Origin of the sequence: Paenibacillus abyssi, assembly GCF_014640295.1 — a bacterium.
GTDB classification, from domain to species: Bacteria; Bacillota; Bacilli; order Paenibacillales; family Paenibacillaceae; genus Paenibacillus_D; species Paenibacillus_D abyssi.
In genome coordinates this window covers 118,948-137,803 of the sequence record NZ_BMGR01000006.1, presented here as the reverse complement: position 1 = coordinate 137,803, position 18,856 = coordinate 118,948, and the positions used below count along the sequence as shown (strand labels likewise).

Here is an 18,856-nt window from a genome sequence, read left to right as displayed (position 1 = left end):
GTTGCTTTTAAAGGTTTGTTGTCCAAGCGTTTAAGCAGAAAAATCCTGAGCCGAATATACGGCTTCAGGATTTTTTTTTAGCTTTTCTGCTGCGTGTGCTGGACCTGCGGGGCTGGATACAGGCGTTTGGCAAGCCAGCTTTGAAAGATCAGGAAGCATCCGCCGACTGTCCAGTATAAGGGCAGGGCGGCAGGAGCGGTGAAGGAGAACAGCCCCATCATAATGGGTGACAGTAGCCCGATGAAGGCCATTTGCTTCTGCTGCTCAGGCGTGCTTCCTTGCTGTGAGATTTTGAATTGAACAAAGTATATGATTGCGGCAGCTATAGGCAGGATGTGATCAGGGTGTCCTAAGTTAAACCAGAGAAAGGAATGCGAAGCGATCTCCGGTGTCCTGCGAATGGCGTAATAGAATGCATAAAGAAATGGAAGCTGGATCAACAGCGGAAGGCAGCCCATTCCCAAAGGGTTAATCTGATGCTTCTGATATAGCTGCATCATTTCCGTTTGCATGTTCTTCTGAGCCTCGCTGCCTTTGACGGCATCCTTGTATTTATCCTTCAATGCTTGCAGTTCAGGCTGCAGTTCCATCATTTTGGCGCGCATGTTTGCTTGAGCCCGGTATTGACGCAACATGAGCGGCAGCAGCGCTCCGCGTACCAACAGGGTAACGAGAATGATGGACAGCCCGTAATTGCCGTTGAACAAGCCGGCTAAGAACGTGATCAGACGGGAGAAGCTATAAATGAAGTAATGGTTGAACCATCCGGTTGTCTGTGCATCGATCGGTTCTGTTACAGAGCCGCAGCCGCTAAGCAGCAGTAAAAGCGACAGAGGAATTAGTTTCCATGCATGTTTGTTTAAAGAGGCGAATACGGAACGATTGATCATTTGTGCCCTCCTCGGCGATTATATTTAATCGAAATGCCGGGGAGGCTCCGTAGTCCGTATCGTCTTCAGGCGACTCTTTTCGTGACACTGTACTGGCCATCCATCGCCGGTCCTTTCGATTCCCTAACGGGAAATACCGCTTGGGGATGGAGAGGAGAGGCGGCTGCCTGTCGTGGATCCCTTGTATGGGAGTATCATTGCTTATCTCAAAGAGTAAGGGAACCCGAATCAGTGTCAGGGTGAGACCGAGCGAGCCGAGCAATGGCAGGAAATCGTAGAGAAAATCAAACCACATCCGTATTCACCTCCTTCATATGAATCGTGCTGATCCTATTCATTATAATCCGTACTCCTAACTATAGTCCGATCCCGATTAGAAGTAAAACAAAGCGGGTTAGTGAATTGATTCCAGTGTCGGCAACAAACCCATCGTCGTCTTCATCGATGTCCACAGATAGGATTTGGCCCGCAGCCGCGTGTATTTTTATTTCCGCCTCGCCACGGTTCGTTTTCAGCTCCGCCTCTAAGATGCGTCTGCCGTCCTCAAGCTCAGCCCGCATCTTGCGGGGCATTGTTTTGGAGTCTGAAGGTTAGGGTATTAAAACATTTAAGGTTGAAGCAATGCATGCATGATCGGCAACAGGCACATGATAAGGGAAAATTAGCAATTCACCATTAGTATGAAGTAAAGGGGAAATGAATGATGAGTCTGACAAAGGAAGAGCGGATCACATTACACGGCTTTAACAATCTCACCAAATCGCTCAGTTTCAATATGTATGATATCTGTTATACCCGGACAAAAGAAGAGCGTGAAGCTTATATCGAATATATCGATGAACAATATAATGCGGACAGGCTGACCAAAATTTTAGAGGCAGTGTCAGACATCATTGGCGCTCACGTACTCAATATTGCAAAGCAGGATTATGACCCGCAAGGAGCAAGCGTCACCTTATTGGTGTCTGAAGGCCCGGTTGCCGGGGCGCCGACCGAATCGTTCGAGGAATCGCCCGGTCCGCTTCCGGAATCTGTTGTCATTCATCTGGATAAAAGCCATATTACGGTACATACCTATCCCGAGTACCATCCGGATGAAGGGATCAGCACATTTCGGGCGGATATCGATGTGTCTACCTGCGGAGAAATTTCACCGCTTAAAGCGTTGAATTATCTTATTCATTCCTTCGATACCGACATCATGACGATGGATTACCGGGTGCGCGGTTTCACAAGAGACATCAACGGCCATAAGCTATTCATTGACCACGACATCAGCTCGATCCAAAATTATATTCCAAAGGAAGTCAAAGAGCTGTTTGATATGATCGATGTGAATGTATACGCGGAAAATATTTTTCATACCAAGTGTAAACTGAGGAAATTTGATCTCAACAATTATTTATTCGGTTATACGAAGGATAAGCTGACGCAGGAGGAACAGAAGGAAATTACAGAAAGCTTAAAGTGGGAAATGGATGAAATTTTTTATGGGAAAAATATATACGAGGGTTCGTTGGAAAGTGTGTAATAAAAAATGATATCAACGTTTTGGGACGGCTATCCGATATATGGGTTTAGAACAACCATACATGGGCAGCCGTTTTTATATGCCCATACCTATGCTTGAATCCGTTTTCTTTCCGTTGATTTTAAGAAGGGTTTTGCTGTTATAATAGAACAAACAGTTGGAGCGGATCGGGGAGGAATGCCGGTGCAGCAGTTAACGCTTCTGCTCTTTGAACGAATGGGCCTGTTATTGTTGATTACGTTCATCCTTACCCGTCTGCCGCAGTTTCGTTACCTGCTCGATCGGAGGATGGACTGGAAGACAGGGGTCACGTTTTCTTTGTTTTTCGGTTTGGTCAGTATTGGAGGGACATATTCCGGCGTAACCGTCGGACCTGGAGGAATCGATTCCTCTATTCTTGCGGTGTCGCTTGATCCCGGAGAGGCGATGGCGGATTCGGCATTGATCGGTATTGTGATGGCCGGATTGCTGGGCGGTGTCGCTGTAGGAACGGGGGCCGGCATCTTATCCGGGGTTCATGCCTTATGGATGGGCGGAATGACAGGCATGGCCGAAGTATGGTCAACGCCGATCATCGGATTGCTTGCCGGGCTGGTGGCCCGTTTTTTTGCGGAGGAAAGAGTCATCGCTCCGGTGAAAGCATTGTTTATCAGCGTGTTTGCGCCGATCCTGCAGATGGGAGTCATCCTGATTGTGCACGAATCGTCACCTGCCGCGATCGAGATGGTGAACATCATCGGTGTCCCAATGGTCATCGCCAACAGCATAGGGGTCGGTGTCTTCGTTACGATGATCCTGGCCGCCTTGCGGGAGGAAGAGCGGGCCGCCGCTTCGGAAACGCAGCGCGCGCTTCATATTGCGGAGATGGCGCTTCCCTATCTTAAACAGGGTTTAACGTTCCAAACAGCGGAAGCGACCGCGTACATCCTCCGCCGCGAGCTGCGGGCCAGCGCTGTGGCGGTTACGGATACGGAAGAGATACTGGCGCATGTCGGCATCGGCACGAAACGCCATGTCCCGGGAGAGCGCATCAGGACAGAATTGTCCCGGAAAGCGATCGAGTCAGGGGACATTCAAATCGCCAGAGTGAAAGAGCAAATCCAGCCTCATCACCCATCCCTCGGGGCTGCGATTATCGTGCCGTTTCGCAGCGGGGGACAGGTCGCCGGATTGATCAAATTGTATTATCAGAGCGTGAGGCAAATTCGTCCGGTGGAGGAGGCGTTTGCCAAGGGGCTCAGCAAGCTGATCTCGATACAGCTCGATATCGCGATGGCGGAGCAACTGAGGGATTTGATGAAGGATGCGGAGCTTAAAGCGCTGCAAGCGCAGATTAATCCTCATTTTTTGTTCAACACACTCAATGCCATCGTCACGCTGATCCGTGTGAATCCTGACGCAGCCAGAAGGGTCACTGTGCAGCTTGGCAGTTACATGCGCATGAATCTGACGATGACCCAATCTCCGCTTGTGCCGTTATATAAGGAATTGGAGCATTTACATACCTATCTGGGAATCGTTAAGATCCGGTTTGAGGAGCAGCTCGCTATAACATGCGTATGTGATCCGGGACTGGAGTCCGTATCCATCCCGCCTTCCACGCTCCAGCCGCTGGTGGAGAACAGCATTAATCATGGATTAAAGGGAAAGACGGACCGGGGCGAAATTCGTGTTGAGCTTAGGCGCAGCGGGGATGTTGTTATTGTCACGGTAGACGATAACGGAAGCGGATTTTCTGCCCCGCTGCTGGATAAGCTGGGCGATTCTCCTGCGGATGGTTCGGAGAGTACCGGCCTTGGCATCTATAATGTGAACAGACGGCTGATCAACTTATTCGGCCCTGCAGCCAGGCTGAGATTGACGAATCCGCCCGAAGGCGGCGCGCGTATTGCATTTACGATTCCATATCAAGCGGATGAAAGGCGTGAGACGATCGATGAAGGTCATGATAGCTGAAGATGAACGGCTGGCGCGCGAGGAGCTGCTCTATTTATTGTCGCAAGAACAGGATGTGGAGCTGCTTCCGTTTGCCGTCAATGGCGCCGAGCTGCTTGAGCTGGCGGACATCCATAAGCCGGACGTCGTATTTCTCGATATCCAGATGCCGGGGCTGGATGGGGTACAGACGGCACAGCAGCTTATGAATATCGAGCCGCAGCCTTTAATCGTCTTTGCGACTGCTTATGAACAATATGCGGTAGAAGCCTTCCGGATCGAGGCCGTCGATTACTTGCTGAAGCCCTATGACGAGGACCGCCTTCGTGAAGCTTTGCAGCGAATACGTAAATTGCTGGCATCATCGGAAGGGGCATCGCCTTCGCCGGCATCAGCTGCTCCTGCAGCGTTGAAAGCATCAGGCTCAAAGGTACTCCAGCCTCCGATCAAACCAAAGCTGCTGGTCGATGACGGGAGCAGGATGATTGTGATCGAGCCGGTAAAGATCGGATTTGCAGTGAAAGAAGAGAAGCAGACGCATATCCATATGGCAGACGGACAGGTACATGCGACGAGGCAGACGCTGCAGGAATTGGAAGAGAAATTGACGGGTTACGCCTTTTTTCGGCCCCACCGCAGCTATCTGGTCAATGTCGACTTCATCGATGAGATTGAGCCGTGGTTTAACGGCGCTTACAATATCATCCTGAAGGATGCCAAGCGAAGCCGGATTCCGGTATCGCGGAGTGCGGGGAAAGAGCTGATCAGACGATTGCAGGGGGAATGAACAAAAGGCTCGGTTTCAATGCTGAAATCGGACCTCGGCCAATAGATATTCACCTTTCAGACCGGCTGCAGCCGCTGCAGCTTAGGTCTGTTTTTTTGTATTTGAGGCAGCGAATTTGACGTTTCACGCCGAAAAGCGCTGAATGGAAGCTTTCCATGCTAAAATAATAAAGCGCTTACAAAACAGCCAAAAATAATGTTATGGGGGCGATCCAGTCATGGAGAAACTAGAAATAAAAGAAAGCCTACCTCCGGGTGGAGGAAAGCATAACCTGAATGATTATGAATCCGTTTATGAAACCTTTCGGTTTGAGGAAGTGTTTGCAGATTTTAGCTGGCACACGACCGGTAAAGTCAATATGGCCCATGAGTTGATTGACCGGCATGTTATGGGTCCTAAGAAAGATAAAACTGCGCTTATTTATGTCGATGATAACCGCCGTGAAACGTACACGTTTGATGACCTTCGAAGGTTGTCGGGCCAATTTGGCAATCTGCTTCTGAAGCTGGGAGTAAAAAAAGGAGACCGCGTCTTTTTCTTCATGCCGCGTTCACCCGAGATCTACGTTGGCATGTTAGGCGCGCTCAAGATCGGAGCGATTGTCGGCCCGTTGTTTGAAGCTTTTATGGAAAGCGCGGTGACCGACCGGCTGGCGGATGCAGAGGCTTCGGTACTGGTCACGACATCAGTCCTGAAGGGTCGTGTGCCGCGTGAGAAGCTGCCGAAGCTGCGGCATTTGATCATCGTGGATGAACAGCCGGATTATGCCGAGGGAGAAGTGGATTTTGCCAGAGCGATGGCGGAGTCGAAGGAGGAGCTGGAGCCGGCATGGGGTACGCTCGAAGACCCGATGATTTTGCATTATACGTCCGGTTCCACAGGAAAGCCAAAAGGCGTGCTGCATGTTCAGGGCGCGATGATTCAACAGTATATAACAGGCAAATGGGTGCTTGATCTGCAGGAGGATGACATCTACTGGTGCACGGCTGACCCAGGCTGGGTAACGGGGACCTCCTACGGTATCTTTGCCCCATGGCTGAACGGGGCGACGAACCTGGTTCGCGGCGGGAGATTTTCTGCAGACGGCTGGTATCGGACGTTACAAGATGAACATGTTACGGTCTGGTACAGCGCTCCGACAGCGTTTCGCATGCTGATGTCAGCCGGGGACGGGATGACGGATAAGTATGATTTCAGCAGTCTCCGCCATGTGCTTTCGGTAGGCGAGCCTCTGAATCCGGAAGTCATCCGCTGGGGATTCAAAGCATATGGCAAGCGAATCCATGATACGTGGTGGATGACAGAAACCGGAGCTCATATGATCGTCAACCTGCCCTGCATGGATATCCGGCCCGGCTCAATGGGCAAACCCTTTCCAGGTATCGTGGCGGCTATCGTTGACAATATGGGCAATGAGCTTCCTCCTTATTCTCTCGGGAACCTGGCCATCAAAACAGGATGGCCGTCCATGATGCGCCAGATCTGGAATAACCCCGCAAAGTATCAAGAGTATTTTGCCGTTCCGGGATGGTATGTATCGGGTGATTCGGCGTATATGGACGAGGATGGCTATTTCTGGTTCCAGGGGCGGGTGGACGATGTCATCAATACATCCGGTGAACGTGTCGGGCCATTCGAGGTGGAAAGCAAGCTCGTCGAACACTCCGCAGTGGCGGAAGCGGGCGTGATCGGCAAGCCTGATCCGGTGCGGGGTGAGATTATCAAGGCGTTTATCTCGCTGCGGGAGGGATATACTGCATCTGAGGCGTTAATGGAAGAAATTCGGTTGTTTGTGAAAACGGGCTTGTCCGCGCATGCGGCCCCGCGTGAGATCGAGGTGCTGGAGAAGCTGCCGAAAACCCGTTCCGGAAAAATTATGCGCCGGGTTCTAAAAGCCCAGGAGCTGGGGCTTCCGGTGGGCGATTTGTCTACGATTGAGGACTGAGCTATAGGAGGGGAAAACATGAAAGAGCAATCTCGAAGCAACGCTTATACCGAAATTGTACAATCCGATTCATTTCGCAGGCTGATGGCAATGAAAAAACGGTTTATTCTGCCGCTGTCGATCTTCTTCCTGGTGTTTTATTTCGTTCTTCCCGTTATGACAGCGTTCTCTGATACGTTGAACCAGAGGGCGATCGGCTCGATTACCTGGGCGTGGCTATTCGCTTTTGCGCAATTTATTATGACCTGGGTGTTGTGTTCGTTGTATTCACGCAAGGCCGTCCAGTTTGACGAAATAGCGGAACAAATTAAGGCGGAATCGAAAATTTAACCGATGAAAGATGGGATAATCGATGATGAATACAGCATTTCTCCTTTTTTTGGTTATCGTGGCAGGGACACTGGTCATTACGTATTACGCTTCCAAAAAGACGAAAACCGCCAGTGAGTTTTATACCGCTGGAGGCGGGTTGACTGGTTGGCAGAATGGCTTGGCTATTGCTGGAGACTATATGTCCGCGGCATCATTCCTTGGTATTGCCGGGATGGTGGCATTGTTCGGATTTGACGGATTCTTTTACAGTATCGGATTCCTCGTCGCTTATCTGGTTGTCTTGTATTTAATTGCGGAGCCGCTGCGCAACTTAGGTAAATTCACAATGGCGGATATGATTGCGGCCCGTTTCGACAACATGAAGGTACGGGGGGTCGCAGCGCTCAATTCCATTACGATCTCTATTTTCTATATGATCGCGCAATTGGTGGGAGCGGGGGCGCTGATCAAGCTGCTGTTAGGAATCGAATATACGACTTCCGTCCTTATTGTGGGCGCGCTGATGACCGTCTATGTCGTGTTCGGCGGAATGACGGCAACGAGTTGGGTTCAGATTATCAAATGCGTCCTGCTCGTAGTCGGGACATTTATTATCTCCCTGATCGTGTTCGCCAAATTCGATTTCAATGTGCTTCATATGTTTGAACAGATGCGGACGGCAACGCCGCTGCAGGACGCCTTCCTGAATCCGGGCAACAAGTTTACGAACGGGCTGGATATGATCTCGCTTAATCTGGCGCTTGTGCTTGGAACCGCAGGTTTACCGCATATTCTAATCCGTTTCTTCACCGTGAAGGATGCGCCGACGGCGAGGAAATCGGTCGTTGTAGCTACTTGGATTATCGGAATATTTTACGTGATGACGATTTTCCTCGGTTTCGGAGCAGCGGCGTTTGTCGGGCATGCGGCGATCGTGGAGGCGAATGCGGCAGGCAATATGGCGGCTCCGCTGCTTGCCAAGGTGCTGGGAGGGGATTTCCTGTTCGCCTTCGTATCGGCTGTGGCATTCGCTACGATCCTTGCTGTCGTAGCCGGACTTGTTCTATCTGCGGCCTCCGCGTTCGCGCATGACTTCTACGGCCATATTATCCGCAAAGGTAAAGCGACGGAGAAGGAGCAGGTCATGTCCGCGAAGCTGGCATCCGTCGGCGTGGCGCTGATTTCCATTGCGCTTGCATTGTTCGCCCAGAAGATGAATGTTGCGTTCTTGGTTGCGCTCGCATTCGCCGTCGCTGCCAGCGCTAACCTGCCGGTCTTAGTATTCACTGTGTTCTGGCGCAGATTCAATACAGCTGGCGCGGTGACAGGGATGCTCGTAGGTTTGTTCAGCGCTCTGCTGTTAGTGGTGATCAGTCCCAATGTGTGGAATCCTGTAGCCGGAAAAGCGATTCTTGTCGGGGAGCCGCTTATTATGCTTACGAATCCGGGTATTATCTCGATCCCTCTCGGTTTCCTGGGTGCTATCATCGGAACGCTGCTCTCCTCCAGGCGGGACGACGCGAAGTATGATGAGATTTTGGTCAAGGCTAATACAGGCATGGGACTTGGAAAATAAAAACTGGAGCAATCTCCGGCACCGTTATGGTGCCGGAGATTGCTCTCTTTTTATCGTATCGTTACTGCCGCACGGCTTTCACCCTGAAGCCGTTCATAATATTGTCCCATGCCTGGTTGGAGCCCCTCCAATCATTGCCTACGGGCACTGTTACCGAGCCAATGCCGGCAAGCCCCCAATCCTCATGTGTAATCTCTTGGCTATGATCCAAATGATGATTCACGATTAACAGCCGGAATTTACCCCGGACCAGCGTATTTAATGCAGCCTTCAGCTGTACTGCTTCTGTCTTAGATGCTTGGACTCGAATAAAACAGATGGGGCTGTTTGATGTATTTTTTACGGTTTTCATAAAATACTCGATTCGCCGGTTGATCTTTTCCTTAAATGGAGGGTAAGCCTCCGCCCATAGCTCCACCGGCACGTAATTGGAAAAGTCATGATAGGAAACCACAGCATAGGCGTTGTCCTTCACAATATAACAATCCGCCGTGCTGCCCTGAAGCTGGAGCTGATCGAATGCCATGAATCCGTTAAAGCGGCTGCGGATCAGACGGCTTAAATCGGGCGTCGACGGGGACATAAACCAATCGAGCGGACCGGCAAATTGCCGCAGGCCCAGTCTTTTTAATTGATAAGCCGTTTGACAAGTAGAACCCAAGCTAATGTAGCTTCTGTAGGTACCGATACAGTCCTTCCATCTCATAGGCTCACTCCCGGGATTAGAAATATTCCATACGGACGATGCTTGCCCCTTCGTCGTATCCTATTCTATACAGGTGCTTTTGGTTACGAGGAACAACCAGGCATCCCGGAAGTAGATGACAGCCGATGGTCTCTCGCTCTTTACTTTAGGGATTGCTGACGTTAGTATTAAGTCATCATCATAATTTCAAATTCCTACTAGGGGTGCCCATGCGCGGGCTGAGAAAAAAACGTTTCGTTTTTTAACCCTTTGGACCTGATCTGGTTAATGCCAGCGGAGGAAAGTAGCGGAAGGTTTTATCGTACTTTTTAAGCCGGGTCCTATTAGGATTTGGCTTTTTTCAATTGAAAGGAGAAAAAACATGGAACTCAAAGATCAAGTTGTACTCGTAACAGGCGGCAGCCGCGGGCTCGGAAGCGATATTGTAAGGGCATTTGCAAGAGAAGGGGCAAAAGTAGTCATCAATTATCTGAACAGCGAAGAAAGGGCAGCACAGCTGCAGCAGTCGATCGGCGATCAGGCGGTTGCCATTCAGGCGGACGTTACGAATGCAGAACAGGTTCGCGATTTGTTCAAGCGGGCAGAAAGCCATTTCGGCAAGCCGGTGACGACGATCGTGAACAATGCGCTAGTGAACTTCAAATTCGATCCCATTGCTAAAAAGGATGCGGCGAGCATCGAGTGGGCCGATTATCAAGCCCAGCTTGAGGGTGCGGTGCACGGTGCTTTGAACACGATTCAGGCTGGATTGGGGCAAATGAAGCAGCTTGGATTTGGACGGGTAATTAATATCGGAACAAATCTGTTTCAAAATCCGGTGGTCGCTTATCATGATTACACAACAAGCAAAGCGGCACTGCTGGGCTTTACAAGGAATATGGCGAATGAATTAGGGCAGCATGGCATCACGGTGAACATGGTCTCCGGCGGATTGCTGAAAGTAACGGACGCCAGCTCCGCTACCTCGGAGGAAGTATTCAAAATCATTGAATCCTCCACACCGCTTCGGAGAGTGACGGACCCGACAGAGGTTGCCGATACGATTGTGTTCTTTGCTTCACCATGGGCGAGAGCCGTCACAGGTCAAAATCTGGTCGTCGATGGCGGTTTGGTAATGAACTGATCACGGGGGGATTCAAGTGAATAATACGAAAATTGCGGCGCTGCTTCACAGAGTAAGGGAAACCAATCCGCTTGTGCACAACATAACTAATGTGGTTGTTACCAACTTTACAGCCAATGGTCTCCTGTCTCTTGGAGCATCTCCTGTAATGGCTTACGCCGCAGAAGAGGTGGCCGATATGGCCAAAATAGCAGGGGCGCTGGTATTGAATATCGGCACTTTAAATGAAACCGAGGTTAATGCCATGCTTCTCGCAGGGAAAGCTGCTAACCAGCATGGAGTGCCTGTCATATTTGATCCCGTCGGCGCCGGCGCGACGAATTACCGGACCGATACTTCCGCAAAAATCATCCGTGAGCTTGCTGTTTCCGTGATTAGAGGGAATGCAGCAGAGATAGCAAATGTGGCCGGCGAGAAATCGGAGATTAAAGGGGTAGATGCGGTTCAAGCGCAAGGAAACGTGGTTGAGCTTGCCCAATCTACAGCGAAGAAGCTGAACACTGTTGTGGTCATTACAGGGAAGGACGATGTGATTTCTGACGGGAGCACGACTTATATCGTCCGTAATGGACACGCGCTGCTTACGAAGGTAACAGGCGCAGGCTGCTTGTTAACCTCTGTCATTGGCGCATTTGCTGCCGTTGAACATAATCTGCTTGAAGCTTCGGCGGCTGCTGTGAGTGCCTATGGCGTGGCGGCCGAGATCGCTGCCGCCAAAACGGCAGGGAGCGGACCGGGAACCTTTCAGATCGAATTTTTAAATGAGCTTTTCCTGCTTTCGTCTAATGAAATTGAACAATATAGCCGTATAGAAAAACTGGGCTGAAAGAGGTAATTATGCGTATAAAGAAGGCACTGACAATTGCAGGTTCGGACAGCGGCGGCGGAGCGGGCATTCAGGCCGATTTGAAAACCTTTCAAGAACTGGGCGTGTTCGGCATGTCCGCATTGACAGCTGTCACCGCGCAAAACACATTAGGCGTTCAGGCTGTATTTCCTATGACAGCGGAGGCCGTCAAGCGGCAAATTCAATCGGTAGGCGATGATATGGGTGCCGATGCAGTTAAAACAGGGATGCTCTTTAACGCCGAGATTATTCAGACCGTTGCAGCGCAAATCAAGTTATACAATTGGAGGAGCGTTGTTGTTGATCCGGTCATGATTGCTAAAGGCGGCGCTTCTCTATTGCAGGAGGAGGCAATATCCGCATTAAAAAGCGATCTGCTGCCGGTTGCTCTTGTCGTTACGCCAAACATCCCGGAGGCTGAAGTGCTGACGCAGCTTTCCATACAAACCGCTGATGATAAAAAGCAGGCAGCAAGAAAACTGGCGGAGTTAGGGACGAAATACGTGCTGATCAAAGGCGGACATGATGAACATACGGATGAAGCGGTAGATTTGTTGTACGATGGCAGTGAGTTTCATTTCTTTAGCAGCAAAAGAATTCAGACCAAGCATACCCATGGCACCGGCTGTACGTTCTCTGCTGCCATTGCCGCAGGGCTGGCGCAGGGCGGCAGCGTATACGATGCAGTGTCCGAAGCGAAACGTTTTATTCAAGCGGCCGTTGAGGATCAGCTTCTTATTGGAGGCGGACATGGCCCGACGAACCATTGGGCATACGGACGCCGCAAAGGCGATGATGCTCAATGAGTGAGAGGAAGAGAATTGACGCGCGATCCACGCAGGAGCTTTTAAAGGTCTATTTGGTCATGGGCAGTCCTAACTGCACAAAAAATCCGGTGTTTGTGCTCGAGGAAGCGATTAAAGGCGGCATCACTCTCTTCCAATTTCGTGAGAAGGGCGAAGGCTCGCTGGCAGATCGCAGCAAGTATGCGCTGGGTAAAGAGCTCATGCAGCTGTGCAGACAGCATCGCATTCCATTTATCGTCAATGATGATGTGGACCTGGCTGTCGCACTGGATGCCGACGGCGTGCACATCGGACAAGAAGACGAACCGGTGGAGGCTGTACGGTGTAAAATCGGAAATAAAATGCTAGGCGTATCTGCGCATACGTATGAAGAAGCATTGTCTGCCGCACAGCAGGGTGCGGATTATTTGGGGCTCGGCCCGATTTACCCTACGCAAACCAAGTCGGATGCCAAGTCCGTGCAAGGTCTATCGCTTATTCAGGAGCTGAGGGGCAGAGGCCTTATGATTCCAATTGTCGGTATTGGAGGCATTACAGCAGAAAACGCAGGGGCAGTCATGAAAGCCGGCGCAGACGGTGTTGCCGTCGTGACGGCGATCAGCCAGTCGGAGCGTATTGAAGAGAGCACAAAGCTGTTGAGAGACAGCGTAATATTTTGTTAATGTAAAATAAGGGCCGTCCCAAAAGTAGTTTTTAACTACACAGGAACGGCCTTGATTTTTTGAGCTGCCAACACGCATAGGATCTTGAGGGATCAATCTAGCCGGCAGGTAATTTTGTATAGAGTGCCGCAGCGCGAGCAGGGAGCCTCATGTTATTCATACAAATGACATGCCACATGATGGCCGGGCTCCGTTTCCTTCATCTCCGGCATCCGCTCGGCACAAACGTCCATTGCATGCGGGCAGCGCGTGCGGAATGGACAGCCGCTTGGCGGTGCGAGCGGGCTTGGCACCTCGCCTTTCAGAAGGATGCGTTCCCGCCGGCGTTCCACATCCGGATCCGGTATCGGTATGGCCGACAGCAAGGACTGGGTATACGGATGCTGCGGATTCGAGTACAGCATTTCCGATGTGGTGACTTCTACTAGTTTACCCAAATACATGACGCCGATTCGGTCCGAAATATGCTTGACCATAGCCAAATCATGGGCAATGAACAAGTACGTCAAGCCGAGTTCTCTTTGCAGCTTTTTAAACAGATTGACCACCTGTGCCTGTACCGAAACGTCGAGCGCGGATATTGGCTCGTCCGCAATGATAAATTCCGGTTCAATAGCCAGCGCGCGGGCGATACCGATCCGCTGCCTTTGGCCTCCCGAGAATTCATGGGGAAACCGGTTGGCATGCTCCTGATTGAGTCCGACTGCCTCAAGCAGGCTGTGTACACGTTCCATTCGCGCTTTGCCCCGATGAAGGCCATGGATGTCCATTCCTTCGGCGATAATATTGGCGATGGTCATCCTTGGATTCAGAGAAGCGTACGGATCCTGAAATACCATTTGTATTTTTCGGGAATATTGCTTCAAGCCTTTTCCTTTGAGCCTGCTGATATCCTGCCCGTCAAAGAGCACTTGTCCTTCTGTCGCATCATAAAGCCCGATGATCGTCCGCCCGGCTGTCGATTTGCCGCATCCGGATTCGCCGACCAAGCCGAAGGTTTCTCCGCGCTTTATGTGAAACGTGACGCCGTCTACAGCCTTCAGCGTCTGATTCCCGGCCAGGTGAAAGTGCTTCTTCATATTGTTTACTTCTAATAATGCGTCACTCATGCTCGTATACCTCCTGCAATTGCTGGTCGTTCCACTTTGGGCGCATCGGGATGAAGCAGCCAGCAAGCCGCACTATGCTCTCCGGATACAGTGAATTGCTCCGGCATTTCTTCGGTACAGATGCTCATGGCGTAGGGGCATCTCGCCGCGAACGGGCACCCTTTCGGCGGAGCGAACAAATCCGGCGGCGTGCCCGGTATCGGCACCAACTCCTCGCTGCTATTGGAGTCAAGGCGCGGAACCGAGCGGTGGAGCCCCCAGGTGTAGGGATGCTGCGAGTTATAGAAGATCTCATCCACTGTTCCTTGTTCAACGACCATGCCTGCATACATCACGGCGACCCGTTCAGCCATTTCAGCAACGACACCAAGATCATGCGTGATCAGGATGATCGAAGCCCCGGTCTTTTCCTGCAGGCTTTTCATCAGCTCGATGATCTGCGCCTGAATGGTCACATCAAGAGCGGTTGTCGGTTCGTCCGCAATAAGCAGCTTGGGCCTGCAGGAGAGGGCCATGGCGATCATCACGCGCTGGCGCATCCCGCCGGACAACTCGTGCGGATATTGATCCATGCGTCCTTCCGGATTGGAGATGCCCACCAGCTTCAACATTTCGACAGCCTGCTTGTTCGCCTCATTTTTGCTCAATCCTTGATGCTTGAGCAGACCCTCTGTAATCTGCTTGCCGATGGTCATGGTCGGATTCAGTGCGGTCATCGGGTCCTGAAAGATCATCCCCATCTCAGCACCGCGAATGCTTTCCATTTGTTTGTCACTCATCTTCGTTATATCAACGACCCCATCTTTGCCTTCAAAGAGGATGGAGCCGTACTTGATGACGCTTGGGGGAGAAGGGTTAAGGCGCATAATCGTCTGGGCGGTAACGGATTTGCCGCATCCGGATTCGCCGACTATGGCCAGCACCTCTCCCTTTTTTACAGAGAAGGTTACTCCGCGCACGGATTGGATTTCGCCAACATACGTACGGAAGGAAACCTGAAGATCACGTACTTCCAGAAGATTTCCGCTCATAATATTCCCTCCTTATTTCCTCATTTTTGGATCAAGGGCGTCGCGGAGACCGTCACCCAGCAGGTTAAAGCTAAGCAGAATCAAGCTGAACACGAGCGTCGGGAAAATCAGGCGGTGCGGATGGTCAAGCAGTACGTTCGCGCCGTCTGACAGCAGGTAGCCAAGTGATGCCATAGGCACCCGGATTCCGAGGCCGAGAAAGCTTAAGAACGATTCGAAGAAAATGGCGTTCGGCACGGTAAACGTAATTTGCACGATGATAATGCCAAGCGCGTTAGGGATGAGATGCTTCAGGATCAGCCTTGCAGGGCTCCCTCCCAAGGTGCGGGCTGCCAGGACGAATTCCTGTTCCTTCAAGGCAAGCACCTGCCCGCGGACAAGCCGGGCCATATTGACCCATCCCGTGACCGCATAAGCCAATACGATTGTAAATATCCCAGGCCCCATAATCATGAGCAGCAGGATTGCCACGAGCAGAAATGGAATGGAATAGATAATCTCAATAATTCGCTGCATCACATCATCGACCTTCCCGCCGTAATAAGCGGAAATCCCGCCGTAAAGAACGCCGATGACAAGATCCATAGCCGCTGCGACGAAGCCGATCAGCAGGGAAATGCGGGCGCCCCACCAGACTCGTGTCCACAGGTCACGGCCGAATTCATCTGTGCCGAAGAAGTTCACGCCGTTCGGTCGTACATTTCGATCATCCAAATACTGCGTATAATAACTGAATTTAGAGAATAATGGAGCAAAGATGGCCATAAGCAGCAGCAGCACCAAGATGATCAAGCCGGCCATCGCAAGCTTATTTTTTTTGAGCCGACGCCATGCATCCTGCCAGAAATTAATAGAGGGCCGGACGACGACATCCATGGATTGAGAGTCTTTGGCAAGCGGTTGAAACCGCTCCTTTGCAATGCTCATCGGTGATTAGCCCCCTTTTCTAAGCCGAATTCGAGGATCGACCAATCCGTATATAATATCCGTTAAGAACAACACGACGACAAGGACAATCGAATAAAAAATCGTAAGGCCGCCGATCATCGTGTAGTCGTTGGAATAGATGGATTCCACAAACTTCGTGCCGAGCCCCGGGACGGAGAACACCTTTTCGACGACAAAGGTTCCGGTTATGATGTTAACAAAGATCGGTCCGAGAATCGTGATGACCGGCAGAATGGCATTGCGCACCGTATGGCGCCAGATGATCGCGCTGGAGCTTAGGCCTTTTGCTTTTGCTGTCTTTACGAAATCCTGATTCAACACGTCGAGCATCGAAGTTCGCATCAAGCGCGCCAGAATAGCAATGGTGCCCAGGGAAAGGGCAAGCGCGGGCAGTATCATGTATTGCGGGCCTTCCCAAAGCCCTGCGGGCAAGATGCCCCATTCGACGCCTACATAATAGGACAAGAGGGGCGCCAGGACGAACGAAGGAATGGAAATTCCTACGATCGCGGTAAACATAGCGGAATAATCCTGCCATTTGTTATGCCTTAATGCGGCGATCATGCCAAGCGCAAGACCGACGATTACGGCGATGCAGAGGGAGACGACCCCAAGCTGCAGTGAAACGGGAAACCCCTGCTGGATGATTTGCGTGACGGTCTGCGCCGGAAACGAAAATGAACGCCCGAAATCTCCGTGCAGCAGGTTGCCAAAGTATTTTAAATATTGCTCCCATAACGGCTTGTCCAGTCCATATTGGGCCATCAAAAGCGCTCTGTTCTCAGGGGTCAGCTTCTGGGAGGATTCACCGAAAGGATCACCCGGCAGGTTTTTCATCATCACGAATGTCAGTGTAATAATCAGCCATAACGTGATGAGCATATAGATCAGCCGGTGGAAAATGAATTTTAACACAAGAGCACCTCCTTAAAGGTCTTCTAGCGGAAGGACCGTTCCAACCTAAGTTGGAACGGTCCAAGGATCAATATTTACAAGATTCAAGGTGTTCCGTTACTTCAGCGAAGCCCATCTCAGCTCGAATTCGTAGCCGAGGCTCTGAAGGAAAAAGCCTTCCAGACGCGGGTTCACCAGATAAGTGGAAGTGCGGAAGTACAATGGAATAATTGCCGCGTCATCCATTAGTATTTTCTCAGCTTTTACGAAGTTTTGAGAACGCGTGACGGTATCCGGCATAAAGTCCGATGTTTTCATGAGCTCGTCGAATTCCTTGTTCGAATAATCAGAAGCGTTGAACGGGCTGTCCGTTGTGAGCAGATCAAGGAATGTCATCGGATCGTTATAGTCGGCACCCCAAAGCGTCAGTGAAGCTTGTATGGTCTTGTCAAGTTCGTTTTGAACCCGGTTTTTATGCGGCAGCGGAACGGCTTCGACTTCAATTCCGAGGTTGTCTTTCCACTGGCCAACGATAAATTCAAGGGATTTCTTGCCGGTTTCGATATCGTCACCTTGAAGCTGGAACTTCGGCAGGGAAGTCAGGTTCAGTTCCTTCAAGCCTTCCGCAAGCAGCTGCTTCGCTTGGGCTGGATCATACTTCAGCTGCGTATCTCCGGCGACGGTTCTGAATTCCTGATTGTTGCCGTCCTGCTGGGTTGCCGGAACAAAGCCGTTCGATGGTTTTGTGCCGTTATTAAGCACGACGTCCACATGCTTTTGCAGGTCGATCGACATGCTCAGCGCTTGGCGAATTTTCTTATTCGCAAACGGCGGGAAGTTTTTCTGATTCAAATGGATATAAGTCGTCGTTTGCTCAACATTCGATACCAGATCCGGCTTGCCTTTCCATTCGGTTACTCTGTCGCCGGATACTGTCGTTACGTCGGTTGCTTTGGTTTTATAAAGGTTGACGGCGGTACCGCCATCCTTCACGATATTCAATTTAAAATTTTCTAATTTAATATTTTCAGCATCCCAGTAATTCTCGTTTTTCACGAATTCCAGGCTTTGGCCATGATTCCACTTCTCAAGCTTAAACGGACCGGCTCCGATGACTTTGTCCGGGTCACCGCCGTAGCTCTCACCGGCTTTCTCCACCATGTCTTGCTTCTGCGGGAAGAAGGTAGAGAATCCGAGAAGCTGAGTGAAGAACGCGACCGGCTTCTCCAGGGTGATTTCCAACGTGGTATCACCTACAGCTTTGGCTCCAAAGTTTGCCTTGGCTGCTTCGGCTTCTTCTGGCGTCTTAGCATTAAGAATGTCATTGCCGCCTTTGATCCATCCGAGAAGGAAGGCGTATGGCGCCTTTGTAGCGGGATCAAGGGTCCGAAGGAAGGAGTAGATGAAATCATTGGCAGTAAGCGCAGAGCCGTCAGCCCATTTCAGTCCTTCGCGCAGTTCAATGGTGTAGGTCAGTTTGTCTTCGGAAACTTTCGGCATGTCTTTCGCCAGGCCGGGAACAGGATTTCCTTCTTTGTCAATCCGGTACAGCCCCTCGTTCAGTTCGTTGAGCAGTGTAAATGCCGCCTGGGCTTCCGCTTTCGATACGTCGAGCACGGGAGGCTCCGCTCTGTAGTTAATTGTCAGTTCTTTTTCCTTGCCTGCGCATCCCAAAAGAGCGGTTGAAACTAAAATGAATACCATGGCAACGGATACAATTTTGTGAAATCTAATTGACATATTAATCCTCCCAT

18 protein-coding genes and 1 riboswitch are annotated in these 18,856 nt (G+C 50.8%); of the genes, 10 read left to right on the top strand and 8 right to left on the bottom strand.

The annotated features are described in order from the left end of the window. Positions 1-77: 77 nt before the first annotated feature. On the bottom strand, positions 78-890 hold the full coding sequence (gene yidC, locus IEW11_RS10515) for a membrane protein insertase YidC (protein ID WP_188531035.1): 813 nt from the start codon (positions 888-890) through the stop codon (positions 78-80). Between the two features lie 356 nt (positions 891-1,246). Beyond that, positions 1,247-1,462, bottom strand: coding sequence for a hypothetical protein (locus tag IEW11_RS10510; RefSeq protein WP_188531034.1), 216 nt, complete (start codon positions 1,460-1,462; stop codon positions 1,247-1,249). A gap of 131 nt (positions 1,463-1,593) precedes the next feature. Between IEW11_RS10510 and speD the strand changes: the two genes are divergently transcribed. From speD to IEW11_RS10480, 6 genes are all read left to right on the top strand, one after another. Next, a complete protein-coding gene (gene speD / locus IEW11_RS10505; protein ID WP_188531033.1) occupies positions 1,594-2,421 on the top strand; it encodes an adenosylmethionine decarboxylase in 828 nt (275 codons plus the stop codon). A 177-nt stretch (positions 2,422-2,598) separates the two neighbouring features. Then, the gene (locus IEW11_RS10500; RefSeq protein ID WP_188531032.1) at positions 2,599-4,377 is read left to right on the top strand and encodes a LytS/YhcK type 5TM receptor domain-containing protein; all 1,779 of its coding nucleotides are present in this window, start codon (positions 2,599-2,601) and stop codon (positions 4,375-4,377) included. Then, positions 4,358-5,143, top strand: coding sequence for a LytR/AlgR family response regulator transcription factor (locus IEW11_RS10495; protein WP_188531031.1), 786 nt, complete (start codon positions 4,358-4,360; stop codon positions 5,141-5,143). The genes IEW11_RS10500 and IEW11_RS10495 overlap by 20 nt, the downstream gene beginning before the upstream one ends. A gap of 217 nt (positions 5,144-5,360) precedes the next feature. Further along, complete coding sequence (gene acsA / locus IEW11_RS10490; protein ID WP_188531030.1) at positions 5,361-7,088, top strand: acetate--CoA ligase; 1,728 nt, start codon at positions 5,361-5,363, stop codon at positions 7,086-7,088. A gap of 18 nt (positions 7,089-7,106) precedes the next feature. Further along, positions 7,107-7,418 carry a DUF485 domain-containing protein gene (locus IEW11_RS10485; protein ID WP_188531029.1) on the top strand — a complete coding sequence of 104 codons (312 nt, stop codon included), beginning with the start codon at positions 7,107-7,109 and terminating at the stop codon, positions 7,416-7,418. Between the two features lie 22 nt (positions 7,419-7,440). Continuing rightward, on the top strand, positions 7,441-8,976 hold the full coding sequence (locus IEW11_RS10480) for a solute symporter family protein (RefSeq protein WP_188531028.1): 1,536 nt from the start codon (positions 7,441-7,443) through the stop codon (positions 8,974-8,976). A 61-nt stretch (positions 8,977-9,037) separates the two neighbouring features. On the opposite strand, the gene IEW11_RS10475 is transcribed toward IEW11_RS10480, so the two are convergent. Next, positions 9,038-9,682 (bottom strand): DUF1796 family putative cysteine peptidase, encoded by a 645-nt coding sequence (locus IEW11_RS10475; protein ID WP_188531027.1) that lies wholly within the window; start codon positions 9,680-9,682, stop codon positions 9,038-9,040. Positions 9,683-9,871: 189 nt separating this feature from the next. After that, positions 9,872-9,981: riboswitch (TPP riboswitch) on the top strand. 62 nt (positions 9,982-10,043) lie between these two features. Here IEW11_RS10475 and IEW11_RS10470 point away from each other — a divergent pair. The 4 genes from IEW11_RS10470 to thiE are packed head-to-tail and all read left to right on the top strand — an operon-like array spanning position 10,044 to position 13,120. Beyond that, entirely contained in the window at positions 10,044-10,805 is a 762-nt protein-coding gene (locus IEW11_RS10470) for a 3-oxoacyl-ACP reductase (protein WP_188531026.1), read from the top strand. Positions 10,806-10,821: 16 nt separating this feature from the next. Then, positions 10,822-11,631: a hydroxyethylthiazole kinase gene (gene thiM / locus IEW11_RS10465; RefSeq protein WP_188531025.1), complete on the top strand. Its 810-nt coding sequence runs from the start codon at positions 10,822-10,824 to the stop codon at positions 11,629-11,631. Between the two features lie 11 nt (positions 11,632-11,642). Beyond that, a complete protein-coding gene (gene thiD / locus IEW11_RS10460) occupies positions 11,643-12,458 on the top strand; it encodes a bifunctional hydroxymethylpyrimidine kinase/phosphomethylpyrimidine kinase (RefSeq protein WP_188531024.1) in 816 nt (271 codons plus the stop codon). Next, positions 12,455-13,120: a thiamine phosphate synthase gene (gene thiE, locus IEW11_RS10455; RefSeq protein WP_188531023.1), complete on the top strand. Its 666-nt coding sequence runs from the start codon at positions 12,455-12,457 to the stop codon at positions 13,118-13,120. Before thiD ends, thiE begins: the two co-directional genes overlap by 4 nt. A gap of 152 nt (positions 13,121-13,272) precedes the next feature. Here the strand turns inward: thiE and IEW11_RS10450 are convergent, their stop codons facing one another. The 5 genes from IEW11_RS10450 to IEW11_RS10430 form a co-directional block, all read right to left on the bottom strand. Then, entirely contained in the window at positions 13,273-14,229 is a 957-nt protein-coding gene (locus IEW11_RS10450) for an ABC transporter ATP-binding protein (RefSeq protein ID WP_188531022.1), read from the bottom strand. Then, positions 14,226-15,260 (bottom strand): ABC transporter ATP-binding protein, encoded by a 1,035-nt coding sequence (locus tag IEW11_RS10445; protein WP_188531021.1) that lies wholly within the window; start codon positions 15,258-15,260, stop codon positions 14,226-14,228. The genes IEW11_RS10450 and IEW11_RS10445 overlap by 4 nt, the downstream gene beginning before the upstream one ends. Positions 15,261-15,272: 12 nt before the next feature. Beyond that, the gene (locus tag IEW11_RS10440) at positions 15,273-16,187 is read right to left on the bottom strand and encodes an ABC transporter permease (protein ID WP_188531020.1); all 915 of its coding nucleotides are present in this window, start codon (positions 16,185-16,187) and stop codon (positions 15,273-15,275) included. A gap of 6 nt (positions 16,188-16,193) precedes the next feature. Continuing rightward, positions 16,194-17,123, bottom strand: a complete 930-nt coding sequence (locus tag IEW11_RS10435) for an ABC transporter permease (RefSeq protein ID WP_268237379.1) — start codon at positions 17,121-17,123, stop codon at positions 16,194-16,196. Positions 17,124-17,219: 96 nt separating this feature from the next. Further along, a complete protein-coding gene (locus tag IEW11_RS10430) occupies positions 17,220-18,842 on the bottom strand; it encodes a peptide ABC transporter substrate-binding protein (protein ID WP_188531019.1) in 1,623 nt (540 codons plus the stop codon). Positions 18,843-18,856: the final 14 nt, after the last annotated feature.

What these genes read in the sequence shown, in the direction of transcription:
- yidC (WP_188531035.1), bottom strand. Translation starts at nt 890, where the DNA reads ATGATCAATCGTTCCGTATTCGCCTCTTTAAACAAACATGCATGGAAA.
- IEW11_RS10510 (WP_188531034.1), bottom strand. Translation starts at nt 1,462, where the DNA reads ATGCCCCGCAAGATGCGGGCTGAGCTTGAGGACGGCAGACGCATCTTA.
- speD (WP_188531033.1), top strand. Translation starts at nt 1,594, where the DNA reads ATGAGTCTGACAAAGGAAGAGCGGATCACATTACACGGCTTTAACAAT.
- IEW11_RS10500 (WP_188531032.1), top strand. Translation starts at nt 2,599, where the DNA reads ATGCCGGTGCAGCAGTTAACGCTTCTGCTCTTTGAACGAATGGGCCTG.
- IEW11_RS10495 (WP_188531031.1), top strand. Translation starts at nt 4,358, where the DNA reads ATGAAGGTCATGATAGCTGAAGATGAACGGCTGGCGCGCGAGGAGCTG.
- acsA (WP_188531030.1), top strand. Translation starts at nt 5,361, where the DNA reads ATGGAGAAACTAGAAATAAAAGAAAGCCTACCTCCGGGTGGAGGAAAG.
- IEW11_RS10485 (WP_188531029.1), top strand. Translation starts at nt 7,107, where the DNA reads ATGAAAGAGCAATCTCGAAGCAACGCTTATACCGAAATTGTACAATCC.
- IEW11_RS10480 (WP_188531028.1), top strand. Translation starts at nt 7,441, where the DNA reads ATGATGAATACAGCATTTCTCCTTTTTTTGGTTATCGTGGCAGGGACA.
- IEW11_RS10475 (WP_188531027.1), bottom strand. Translation starts at nt 9,682, where the DNA reads ATGAGATGGAAGGACTGTATCGGTACCTACAGAAGCTACATTAGCTTG.
- IEW11_RS10470 (WP_188531026.1), top strand. Translation starts at nt 10,044, where the DNA reads ATGGAACTCAAAGATCAAGTTGTACTCGTAACAGGCGGCAGCCGCGGG.
- thiD (WP_188531024.1), top strand. Translation starts at nt 11,643, where the DNA reads ATGCGTATAAAGAAGGCACTGACAATTGCAGGTTCGGACAGCGGCGGC.
- thiE (WP_188531023.1), top strand. Translation starts at nt 12,455, where the DNA reads ATGAGTGAGAGGAAGAGAATTGACGCGCGATCCACGCAGGAGCTTTTA.
- IEW11_RS10450 (WP_188531022.1), bottom strand. Translation starts at nt 14,229, where the DNA reads ATGAGTGACGCATTATTAGAAGTAAACAATATGAAGAAGCACTTTCAC.
- IEW11_RS10445 (WP_188531021.1), bottom strand. Translation starts at nt 15,260, where the DNA reads ATGAGCGGAAATCTTCTGGAAGTACGTGATCTTCAGGTTTCCTTCCGT.
- IEW11_RS10440 (WP_188531020.1), bottom strand. Translation starts at nt 16,187, where the DNA reads ATGAGCATTGCAAAGGAGCGGTTTCAACCGCTTGCCAAAGACTCTCAA.
- IEW11_RS10430 (WP_188531019.1), bottom strand. Translation starts at nt 18,842, where the DNA reads ATGTCAATTAGATTTCACAAAATTGTATCCGTTGCCATGGTATTCATT.